This is a genomic window from Escherichia sp. B1147 (assembly GCF_001660175.1).
Lineage (GTDB): Bacteria > Pseudomonadota > Gammaproteobacteria > Enterobacterales > Enterobacteriaceae > Escherichia > Escherichia whittamii.
In genome coordinates, this window is record NZ_LFHY01000008.1 from 142,973 (window position 1) to 154,344 (window position 11,372).

General features: G+C 52.6%; 13 protein-coding genes. All 13 read left to right on the forward strand.

Annotated features, from left to right (window positions below):
* The first annotated feature begins 193 nt into the window (after positions 1-193).
* Positions 194-1,768, forward strand: coding sequence for a nickel ABC transporter substrate-binding protein (nikA, locus tag A9180_RS08015; protein ID WP_064527722.1), 1,575 nt, complete (start codon positions 194-196; stop codon positions 1,766-1,768).
* A complete protein-coding gene (gene nikB / locus A9180_RS08020) occupies positions 1,768-2,712 on the forward strand; it encodes a nickel ABC transporter permease subunit NikB (protein WP_000947068.1) in 945 nt (314 codons plus the stop codon). Before nikA ends, nikB begins: the two co-directional genes overlap by 1 nt.
* Positions 2,709-3,542 carry a nickel ABC transporter permease subunit NikC gene (gene nikC, locus A9180_RS08025; RefSeq protein ID WP_064527724.1) on the forward strand — a complete coding sequence of 278 codons (834 nt, stop codon included), beginning with the start codon at positions 2,709-2,711 and terminating at the stop codon, positions 3,540-3,542. Before nikB ends, nikC begins: the two co-directional genes overlap by 4 nt.
* Positions 3,542-4,306, forward strand: coding sequence for a nickel import ATP-binding protein NikD (gene nikD / locus A9180_RS08030; RefSeq protein WP_064527726.1), 765 nt, complete (start codon positions 3,542-3,544; stop codon positions 4,304-4,306). Before nikC ends, nikD begins: the two co-directional genes overlap by 1 nt.
* On the forward strand, positions 4,303-5,109 hold the full coding sequence (nikE, locus tag A9180_RS08035; RefSeq protein ID WP_064527728.1) for a nickel import ATP-binding protein NikE: 807 nt from the start codon (positions 4,303-4,305) through the stop codon (positions 5,107-5,109). The genes nikD and nikE overlap by 4 nt, the downstream gene beginning before the upstream one ends.
* 5 nt (positions 5,110-5,114) lie before the next feature.
* Positions 5,115-5,516 (forward strand): nickel-responsive transcriptional regulator NikR, encoded by a 402-nt coding sequence (gene nikR / locus A9180_RS08040; RefSeq protein ID WP_001190062.1) that lies wholly within the window; start codon positions 5,115-5,117, stop codon positions 5,514-5,516.
* Positions 5,517-5,714: 198 nt separating this feature from the next.
* Positions 5,715-6,461, forward strand: a complete 747-nt coding sequence (locus tag A9180_RS08045; protein WP_064527730.1) for a GntR family transcriptional regulator — start codon at positions 5,715-5,717, stop codon at positions 6,459-6,461.
* A 24-nt stretch (positions 6,462-6,485) separates the two neighbouring features.
* Positions 6,486-6,959 carry a PTS sugar transporter subunit IIA gene (locus A9180_RS08050; protein ID WP_064527731.1) on the forward strand — a complete coding sequence of 158 codons (474 nt, stop codon included), beginning with the start codon at positions 6,486-6,488 and terminating at the stop codon, positions 6,957-6,959.
* On the forward strand, positions 6,956-7,237 hold the full coding sequence (locus A9180_RS08055) for a PTS sugar transporter subunit IIB (protein ID WP_000084021.1): 282 nt from the start codon (positions 6,956-6,958) through the stop codon (positions 7,235-7,237). The genes A9180_RS08050 and A9180_RS08055 overlap by 4 nt, the downstream gene beginning before the upstream one ends.
* A 76-nt stretch (positions 7,238-7,313) precedes the next feature.
* Positions 7,314-8,672, forward strand: coding sequence for a PTS galactitol transporter subunit IIC (locus A9180_RS08060; protein WP_064527733.1), 1,359 nt, complete (start codon positions 7,314-7,316; stop codon positions 8,670-8,672).
* Entirely contained in the window at positions 8,665-10,173 is a 1,509-nt protein-coding gene (locus tag A9180_RS08065) for an FGGY-family carbohydrate kinase (protein WP_064527735.1), read from the forward strand. The genes A9180_RS08060 and A9180_RS08065 overlap by 8 nt, the downstream gene beginning before the upstream one ends.
* On the forward strand, positions 10,163-10,432 hold the full coding sequence (locus A9180_RS08070; RefSeq protein WP_064527737.1) for an HPr family phosphocarrier protein: 270 nt from the start codon (positions 10,163-10,165) through the stop codon (positions 10,430-10,432). Before A9180_RS08065 ends, A9180_RS08070 begins: the two co-directional genes overlap by 11 nt.
* A gap of 31 nt (positions 10,433-10,463) precedes the next feature.
* Positions 10,464-11,315, forward strand: a complete 852-nt coding sequence (locus A9180_RS08075; RefSeq protein WP_064527738.1) for a class II aldolase — start codon at positions 10,464-10,466, stop codon at positions 11,313-11,315.
* Positions 11,316-11,372: the final 57 nt, after the last annotated feature.

Consider the following 11,372-nt stretch of genomic DNA (forward strand, 5'->3'; position numbering starts at 1 on the left):
CAGGACAAAACGGCAGGGGCGTTTTGAACAACGCTTGCGTTGGCCCTGAAAGGGCGAGGCCTCAGGCCGAGTAACGCGACAAGCGAGTGAATCCCCGGGAGCTTACTAAAGTAAGTGGCTGGGGTGAACGAACGTGGTCGCAGCACATGCAACTTGAAGTATGACGAGTATATTTTAATCCATTGGGGTTACCATGTTCTCCGCACTCCGCCGCACTCTATTTGCGCTGCTGACCTGTGCCACTTTTTTCGCACATGCCGCCACGCCAGATGAAATCACCACCGCCTGGCCGGTGAATGTCGGGCCACTAAACCCGCACCTTTACACGCCTAACCAGATGTTCGCCCAGAGCATGGTCTATGAACCGCTGGTGAAATATCAGGCAGATGGCTCGGTGATCCCGTGGCTGGCAAAAAGCTGGACCCATTCGGAAGATGGCAAAACCTGGACCTTCACCCTGCGCGATGACGTGAAATTCTCTAACGGTGAACCGTTTGATGCAGAGGCGGCGGCAGAAAACTTCCGCGCAGTACTCGATAACCGCCAACGTCACGCCTGGCTGGAGCTGGCAAACCAGATTGTTGATGTCAAAGTACTCAGCAAAACAGAGCTGCAAATCACCCTGAAAAGCGCCTACTATCCTTTCCTGCAAGAACTAGCCCTGCCCCGCCCTTTTCGCTTTATCGCCCCATCGCAGTTTAAAAACCATGAAACCATGAACGGGATTAAAGCGCCAATTGGCACCGGGCCGTGGGTTTTGCAGGAATCGAAACTGAATCAGTACGACGTCTTCGTCCGTAACGAAAACTACTGGGGCGAAAAGCCAGCGATTAAAAAGATTACCTTTAACGTCATCCCGGACCCGACCACCCGCGCGGTAGCGTTTGAAACCGGCGATATCGACCTGCTGTACGGTAACGAAGGACTGTTGCCACTCGATACCTTCGCCCGCTTTAGCCAGAATCCGGCTTACCATACCCAGTTGTCACAGCCGATCGAAACCGTGATGCTGGCGCTCAATACGGCCAAAGCCCCGACCAACGAGCTTGCAGTTCGTGAAGCACTCAATCACGCGGTAAACAAAAAATCGCTGATCGATAACGCGTTGTATGGCACCCAGCAGGTTGCCGACACCCTGTTTGCCCCTACAGTGCCTTACGCCAACCTTGGCCTGAAACCGCGCCAGTACGATCCGCAGAAAGCAAAAGAGTTACTGGAAAAAGCAGGCTGGACGCTGCCTGCGGGCAAAGATATCCGCGAGAAAAATGGGCAGCCGCTGCGCATTGAACTGTCGTTCATCGGCACCGATGCGTTAAGCAAATCAATGGCGGAAATCATTCAGGCTGATATGCGCCAGATTGGCGCTGATGTCTCGCTGATCGGCGAAGAAGAGAGCAGTATCTATGCCCGTCAGCGCGACGGTCGTTTTGGCATGATTTTCCACCGCACCTGGGGCGCACCCTACGATCCACACGCCTTCCTGAGTTCGATGCGCGTACCCTCACACGCTGACTTTCAGGCCCAGCAAGGTTTAGCCGACAAGCCGCTAATTGATAAAGAGATCGGAGAAGTACTGGCGACCCATGACGAAACGCAACGTCAGGCACTGTATCGCGACATTCTGACCCGTCTGCATGACGAAGCGGTATATCTGCCGATCAGCTACATCTCAATGATGGTGGTATCAAAACCGGAACTGGGTAACATCCCCTACGCGCCGATCGCCACTGAAATTCCGTTCGAACAGATTAAACCGGTGAAACCTTAATGTTGCGTTACGTATTACGCCGCTTTCTGCTGCTGATCCCGATGGTGCTCGCCGCCTCGGTGATTATTTTTCTGATGCTGCGCCTCGGCACCGGCGACCCGGCACTCGATTATCTGCGGCTCTCTAACCTGCCGCCGACGCCAGAAATGCTGGCCTCTACCCGCACCATGCTGGGACTGGATCAGCCGCTGTATGTACAGTACGGCACCTGGCTATGGAAGGCGCTGCATCTTGACTTTGGTATTTCATTCGCCAGTCAACGCCCGGTACTCGATGATATGCTGAACTTCCTGCCAGCCACGCTTGAGTTAGCGGGGGCCGCGCTGGTGCTTATCCTGCTCACCTCTGTACCGCTTGGTATCTGGGCGGCACGTCATCGCGACCGCCTGCCCGATTTCGCCGTGCGTTTTATCGCGTTTCTTGGTGTGTCGATGCCTAACTTCTGGCTGGCGTTTTTACTGGTGATGGCATTTTCGGTGTATCTGCAATGGCTTCCTGCAATGGGCTACGGCGGCTGGCAGCACATCATTTTGCCTGCGGTTTCCATCGCTTTTATGTCGCTGGCGATTAACGCGCGTCTGCTGCGCGCCAGTATGCTGGACGTCGCCGGTCAGCGTCACGTCACCTGGGCGCGGCTGCGCGGTTTGAACGACAAACAGACCGAACGCCGCCACATCCTGCGCAATGCCTCGCTGCCGATGATCACCGCAGTTGGGATGCACATTGGCGAACTGATCGGCGGGACGATGATTATCGAAAACATCTTTGCCTGGCCGGGGGTCGGGCGCTATGCGGTGTCGGCGATTTTCAACCGTGACTATCCGGTGATTCAGTGCTTTACGCTAATGATGGTGGTGGTTTTTGTGGTCTGTAATTTGATTGTCGATTTGCTCAACGCCGCGCTGGACCCGCGCATTCGTCGTCATGAAGGAGCGCACGCGTGAACTTTTTCCTCTCTTCCCGCTGGTCCGTTCGCCTGGCGCTGGTCATTATCGCCCTGCTGGCGCTGATTGCGCTCACCAGCCAGTGGTGGCTACCGTATGACCCACAGGCGATTGATTTACCTTCGCGCCTGCTTTCGCCGGATGCGCAGCACTGGCTGGGGACCGATCACTTAGGGCGCGATATCTTTTCGCGACTGATGGCGGCGACCCGCGTGTCGCTCGGCTCGGTAATGGCCTGCCTGCTGCTGGTGCTGGCATTAGGGCTGGTTATTGGCGGCAGCGCCGGGCTGATTGGCGGGCGCGTTGATCAGGCCACCATGCGCGTCGCCGATATGTTCATGACCTTCCCGACCTCGATTCTGTCATTCTTTATGGTTGGTGTGCTCGGCACCGGATTGACTAACGTAATCATCGCCATCGCCCTGTCGCACTGGGCGTGGTACGCGCGCATGGTACGCAGCCTGGTGATTTCGCTGCGCCAGCGCGAGTTTGTGCTGGCATCACGGCTTTCCGGCGCGGGCCATGTGCGAGTGTTTGTTGATCATCTGGCAGGCGCGGTGATCCCTTCGCTGCTGGTGCTGGCGACGCTGGATATCGGCCATATGATGCTTCACGTCGCGGGGATGTCCTTCCTCGGCCTCGGCGTGACCGCGCCGACCGCCGAATGGGGCGTGATGATTAACGATGCGCGCCAGTATATCTGGACCCAGCCGCTGCAAATGTTCTGGCCGGGGCTGGCGCTGTTTATCAGCGTGATGGCCTTTAACCTGGTAGGTGACGCCCTGCGCGATCATCTGGACCCTCATCTGGTGACGGAGCACGCACACTAATGCCACAACAGATTGAACTGCGCGATATCGCGCTACAGGCTGCGCAGCCGCTGGTACACGGTGTATCGTTAACCCTGCAACGCGGGCGCGTGCTGGCGTTAGTCGGCGGTAGCGGTAGCGGGAAATCATTAACCTGCGCCGCCGCGCTGGGCATTCTGCCCGCAGGCGTTCGCCAGACGGCGGGTGAAATTTTAGCCGATGGCAAACCGGTATCCCCCTGCGCCCTGCGCGGCATCAAAGTTGCCACCATCATGCAGAACCCGCGCAGCGCCTTTAATCCGCTGCACACCATGCAGACCCACGCGCGAGAAACCTGCCTGGCGTTAGGGAAACCCGCCGATGACGCCACGCTTACCGCAGCATTAGAAGCCGTGGGGCTGGAAAATGCCGCACACGTGCTGAAGCTGTACCCGTTCGAGATGAGCGGCGGCATGTTGCAGCGCATGATGATTGCGATGGCGGTGCTGTGCGAATCGCCGTTTATCATCGCCGACGAACCGACCACCGACCTTGACGTGGTGGCGCAGGCGCGCATCCTCGATCTACTGGAAAGCATTATGCAAAAACAAGCGCCGGGGATGCTGCTGGTCACTCATGATATGGGCGTGGTGGCGCGTCTGGCGGATGACGTGGCGGTAATGTCTCACGGTAAGATTGTCGAACAGGGCGATGTCGAAACGCTGTTTAATGCCCCTAAACATGCGGTGACACGCAGCCTGGTTTCGGCTCACCTCGCTCTCTACGGTATGGAGCTGGCATCATGACTTTACTTAACGTCTCCGACCTTTCCCATCACTATGCCCACGGTGGATTTAGCGGAAAACATCAACATCAGACGGTGCTGAATAACGTTTCCCTGACCCTGAAAAGCGGTGAAACCGTCGCCCTGCTGGGACGCAGCGGCTGCGGAAAAAGCACCCTCGCGCGGCTACTGGTAGGCTTAGAATTGCCCTCACAAGGGAATATTAGCTGGCGCGGCGAACCGCTGGCGAAGCTCAATCGCGCTCAACGTAAAGCCTTCCGCCGCGATATTCAGATGGTATTTCAGGACTCCATCAGCGCTGTGAATCCACGTAAAACCGTGCGCGAAATCCTGCGTGAACCGATGCGCCACCTGTTATCGCTGAAAAAATCGGAGCAACTGGCGCGCGCCAGCGAAATGCTGAAGGCGGTAGATCTCGATGACAGCGTGCTCGACAAACGCCCACCGCAGTTGAGCGGCGGCCAGCTTCAGCGCGTCTGCCTGGCGCGCGCGCTGGCGGTCGAACCGAAACTACTGATTCTGGATGAAGCCGTTTCTAACCTTGATCTCGTGCTGCAGGCGGGCGTCATTCGTCTGCTGAAAAAGCTGCAACAGCAATTTGGCACCGCCTGCCTGTTCATCACCCACGACCTACGCCTGGTGGAACGCTTTTGCCAGCGAGTGATGGTGATGGACAACGGACAAATCGTCGAAACCCAGGCGGTGGGAGATAAATTAACCTTTTCCTCTGACGCCGGACGTGTGCTACAAAACGCCGTATTACCCGCATTCCCCGTGCGCCGTCGCGCCACAGAAAAGGTTTAACGCAAATGCAACGAGTCACCATCACGCTTGATGACGATTTACTGGAGACGCTGGACAGCCTGAGCCAGCGTCGTGGTTATAACAACCGTTCCGAAGCTATCCGCGATATTCTGCGTAGCGCCCTGGCGCAGGAGGCCACTCAACAGCACGGCACACAAGGTTTCGCGGTGCTGTCGTATGTGTATGAACATGAAAAACGCGACTTAGCCAGCCGTATTGTCTCTACGCAGCATCACCACCACGATCTCTCCGTCGCCACGCTGCATGTCCATATCAACCACGACGACTGCCTGGAAATCGCCGTGCTGAAAGGTGACATGGGTGACGTGCAGCATTTTGCCGATGACGTTATCGCCCAGCGCGGCGTGCGGCACGGGCATTTGCAGTGTCTGCCGAAAGAAGATTAACGCCTACCAACGCGCCGTTATTTCCTGACGGCGCGGTAAATTCCTGCCAAATATCGACTTGCGTCACATTTTTTTGATCACGATTCGGTCCCCCAAAATGTGAGACGCTTCGATCCTCTTTTTCGCCTGTTCACCTACTATACGCTTGAAGTTGTCCATGATTGTCCATAGACAACTGTAAATGTTCAGGTGCGCGCCATGAAATCATTAAGTAAGTCGTCACAAATACCGCTCTATCAACAAGTGGTGGAATGGATAAGAGAAAGTATTTATACCGGGGATCTGGTGGAAGACGATCGCATTCCTTCGGAATACCAGATTATGGATATGCTGGAAGTGAGCCGGGGAACCGTTAAAAAAGCGGTCGCCCAACTGGCAAAAGAAGGCGTGTTGATTCAGGTCCAGGGCAAGGGAACATTTGTTAAAAAAGAGAACGTGGCATATCCATTAGGTGAAGGATTATTGTCATTTGCGGAATCTCTGGAAAGCCAGAAAATACATTTTACCACTGAAGTTATTACTTCACGTATTGAACCGGCTAATCGTTATGTGGCAGAGAAATTAAGAATAACGCCAGGTCAGGATATTCTTTACCTTGAACGTTTACGTTCGATTGGCGATGAAAAAGCGATGCTGATAGAGAATCGTATCAATATTGAGCTATGTCCCGGCATCGCGGAAATCGATTTTAATCAACACAATTTATTTCCAACAATAGAAAATTTGTCGCAAAGAAAAATTCGTTACTCGGAAAGTCGCTATGCCGCGCGATTAATTGGTAATGAGCGCGGTCATTTTTTAGATATCAGTGAAGATGCACCTGTTTTGCATCTGGAGCAGTTAGTCTTTTTTTCCCGCGAGCTGCCCGTTGAGTTTGGCAACGTCTGGTTAAAAGGCAACAAATATTATCTTGGCACCGTGCTGCAACGCCGGGAAGTGAGTTAAATACACTTTTTAATGAGGAATGAAATGCAAGGAATACAGTTTCAGGAAAATTATATTCAACAACTTCCGGCAGGGTTAAGCGTTGAACAGATCATCCGTCAGTTAGCGCAACCGTTGGTTGCCGCTGAACTGGTGGTCCCTGATTTTGCCGACCATGTGCTGAAACGTGAGGCGACGTACCCAACGGGGCTGCCCACTGAACCGCCGTGCGTCGCCATTCCGCACACGGATCATAAACATGTCAGGCGCAATGCAATTGCCGTCGGCATCCTGCCGGAACCGGTAGAATTTGCTGATATGGGCGGCGATCCTGACCCTGTACCTGTTCGGGTGATTTTTTTGCTCGCATTAAGCGAAAGCAACAAACAATTAAATGCCCTGGGATGGATTATGGAAATGATTCAGGATACGTCATTTATGCGCGCCCTGCTTACGATGGAAACAACAGAAATACACACTGTAATCTTAAACAAAATGAAAGAACGAGGTGAAATATGAGTCAAACCATTTTATTTGTCTGCGCTACGGGTATTGCCACATCTACGGCGGTAACAGAAAAAGTCATGGAATATTGCAAAGAGCACGGTCTTAACGTCAATTATTCCCAAACCAACGTTGCCTCTTTACCTGGAAATACTGACGGCGTAGCACTGGTTGTATCAACCACTAAAGTGCCTTATGAACTCGACGTCCCGGTGGTTAACGGCTTACCAATTATTACTGGTATTGGCGAAGAGAAAGTACTGGCGCAAATTGTTTCTATTCTTAAAAAGTAATTAATAATAATTAATTTCAACACACTCCATCAGGCGCTAACGCGAGGTGCGCTCTCGCCTGAAAAAGAGGTTTATTATGAACGATATCGCGCATACCCTCTATAATATTGTGCAATATATATTGGGATTTGGCCCCACGGTAATGTTACCGTTGGTGTTATTTATTCTTGCTCTCTGTTTTAAAGTAAAACCCGCTAAAGCTTTACGATCGTCATTAACGGTCGGCATTGGTTTTGTCGGTATTTATGCCATTTTCGATATTCTTACCAGCAACGTTGGGCCAGCAGCCCAGGCGATGGTTGAACGCACCGGAATTAATTTGCCGGTGGTGGATTTAGGCTGGCCACCGCTTTCCGCTATTACATGGGGTTCGCCAATTGCCCCGTTTGTTATTCCCCTGACCATTCTGATTAACGTCGCGATGCTGGCGTTAAATAAAACACGCACCGTTGACGTAGATATGTGGAACTACTGGCATTTTGCCCTTGCAGGTACGCTGGTGTATTACAGCACTGGCAGCCTGTTCTTTGGTTTGCTGGCGGCGGCGATTGCTGCGGTGGTGGTGCTGAAACTCGCCGACTGGTCTGCGCCGCTGGTACAAAAATATTTTGGTCTGGAAGGGATCTCATTGCCGACGCTCTCTTCGGTGGTGTTCTTCCCGGTCGGTCTACTGGTCGACAAAATCATCGACCATATCCCTGGCCTCAACCGTATTCATATCGATCCAGAAACTGTACAGAAAAAGTTTGGCATCTTCGGCGAACCGATGATGGTTGGCACCATTCTGGGCATTCTGCTCGGCGTGATTGCCGGATACGATTTCAAAAAAGTATTGCTTCTTGGCATCAGCATTGGCGGTGTGATGTTCATTCTGCCACGCATGGTACGCATCCTGATGGAAGGTTTATTACCGCTGTCTGAAGCCATCAAGAAGTATCTCAACGCCAAATATCCTGACCGTGACGATCTCTATATCGGCCTGGATATCGCCGTTGCCGTAGGTAACCCGGCGATTATTTCCACCGCTCTGCTGCTGACGCCAATCTCAGTCTTTATCGCTTTTGTATTGCCGGGTAATGAAGTCCTGCCGCTTGGCGACCTTGCTAACCTGGCAGTAATGGCATCAATGATAGCTTTAGCCAACCGTGGCAATATTTTCCGTACCGTTATTGCAGCAATCCCGGTGATTATTGCTGACTTGTGGATTGCCACCAAAATCGCGCCGTTTATTACCGGAATGGCAAAAGACGTTAACTTCAAATTTGCCGAAGGCTCCAGCGGCCAGGTTTCCAGTTTCCTTGATGGCGGTAACCCGTTCCGCTTCTGGCTGCTGGAAATCTTCAACGGCAATATCATCGCCATTGGTCTGGTGCCGGTTATTGCCCTGGTACTGTATGGCATTTTCCGAATGACGCGGAGCACGGTTTATGCCTGATAACAGCGCAGCTATCGTTATCGATATTGGCACCACCAATTGCAAAGTCACCTGCTTTTCCTGCCTGGACGCAACGACGTTGGGCGCGCATAAATTTGTGACGGCAAAACAGATCTCCCCACAGGGCGATGTCGATTTCGATATCGACGCCCTCTGGCAGGAGGTCCACCAGGCGATAGCGCAACTAAACGCCGCTTCGCCGCTGCCAGTCAGGCGGATCAGCATTGCCAGTTTTGGCGAGTCAGGCGTGTTCCTTGACGAGCACGGCGAGATCCTGACGCCAATGCTGGCCTGGTATGACCGTCGCGGTGAGGAGTATCTGGCAACGCTTAGTGAGACAGACAGTGCGGCACTTTATGACATCTGCGGGCTACCACTGCACAGCAATTACTCTGCCTTCAAAATGCGTTGGTTGCTGGAGCATTACCCGTTGCGTAATCGCCGCGGTCTGCGTTGGCTACATGCACCGGAAGTGCTGCTCTGGCGGCTGACCGGCGAACAACGCACAGATATCACCTTAGCCAGCCGTACGCTGTGTCTGGACGTGCGCAAAGGCGAATGGTCAGCGAAAGCGGCAGCGTTGTTACACGTTCCCTGTTCGGCATTTGCGCCATTAGTGCAACCAGGTGAACACGCCGGATGGGTCAGCGAGTCGCTCTGCAAAACGCTTGGGTTCTCGCAACCGGTCAGCGTGACGCTGGCCGGGCATGACCATATGGTGGGCGCGCGAGCGTTGCAGATGATGCCTGGCGATATCCTTAACTCGACGGGTACCACAGAAGGCATTCTGCAACTTGATACACAACCGACGCTGGATGAACAGGCCAAACGTGACAAGCTGGCAAACGGCTGTTATTCGCTTGCCAACCAGTTCACCTTGTTTGCGTCGCTGCCCGTGGGCGGCTTCGCTCTGGAGTGGCTACGTAATACGTTCCGGTTAACCGATGAGGAGATCGCTGCATCACTCACTCGCGGGCATGTGGATTATCTGGCGGGGAATTGGTTGCTCGATGATATTCCCGTCTTTATTCCACATCTTCGTGGTTCGGGTTCGCCCTATAAAAATCGCCATACTCGGGGATTATTTTATGGGCTTGGCGATACGCTAAATATCGACATGTTAATTGCCAGCGTATCACTGGGATTAACCATGGAATTTGCCAATTGCTTTGCCTGTTTTAACGTACCCGGCACCAGTGCGTTAAAAGTGATTGGCCCGGCGACCCATAATCCTCTTTGGCTGCAATTAAAGGCGGATATTTTACAGCGTCCGGTTGAAGCAATTGCATTTAACGAAGCCGTTTCTGTCGGAGCATTATTAACCGCAGCACCGGATATTCCACCGCCGCAAGCCACCATTGCCCAACGTTTGTTACCCAATCGGGCAAGGTATCATCAATTACAGCGTTATCAGCACAAGTGGAAAAGCTGGTATCAACTGAAATTACAACAAGAAGGCGTGATTCCATTACATCATCGGGAGGAACACTATGTTGAGTAAAACTGTGGAGGTCAGAAACAGTACTGGCCTGCATGCACGTCCGGCGGCCTGTCTGGCGAAGGCCGCCAAAAAATATAGCTGTAAAGTGACGCTGCACTATGAAGGTAATGATATTAATGCCACCAGCATGATGAATATTATGCGCGCCGGAATAAAAGGCGGAAAAACGGTAGAAATACGCTGCGAAGGTGATGATGAAAACGAGGCAATACAGACTCTCTCTGCCTTATTTCGTGACCGCTTCGGTGAAGCTGAATAATTAACTGATATTAAAAGATGAGGTTTTCAATATGCCATTAGTTAATGGACGGATACTGCTCGACCGAATTCAGGAAAAACGGGTATTAGCGGGCGCATTTAATACCACCAATCTGGAGACGACGATTTCAATTTTAAACGCCATTGAGCGTTCGGGATTACCCAACTTCATTCAGATTGCGCCCACCAATGCGCAACTCTCGGGATACGATTACATTTATGAAATCGTGAAACGTCACGCCGATAAAATGGATGTTCCTGTTAGTCTTCATCTGGATCACGGGAAAACTCAGGAGGATGTTAAACAGGCGGTGCGAGCGGGCTTTACCTCCGTCATGATTGACGGCGCCGCATTCTCTTTTGAAGAGAATATTGCTTTCACTCAGGAAGCTGTCGATTTCTGTAAATCCTATGGCGTACCGGTTGAAGCAGAGCTGGGGGCCATTCTCGGTAAAGAAGACGATCACGTCAGCGAAGCCGATTGCAAAACGGAGCCGGAAAAGGTGAAAACCTTTGTCGAGCGTACCGGTTGCGACATGTTAGCGGTTTCCATTGGCAACGTTCATGGTCTGGACGATATACCGCGTATCGATATTCCCCTGCTGAAACGCATTGCCGAAGTCTGCCCGGTGCCGCTGGTGATTCACGGCGGTTCCGGTATCGCCCCGGAGATATTACGCAGTTTCGTTAATTATCGCGTCACTAAAGTAAATATCGCCAGCGATCTGCGCAAAGCGTTTATCACCGCCGTCGGCAAAGCGTATGTGAATAATCACAACGAGGCGAATCTGGCACGGGTGATGGCATCAGCAAAAAATGCCGTCGAGGAAGATGTGTATAGCAAAATCCTGATGATGAATGAGGGTCATCGGTTGATGAAGTAATTTCTCGCCGGATGCGGCGTAAACGCCTTATCCGGCCCACAAAACCAATAAAATTCA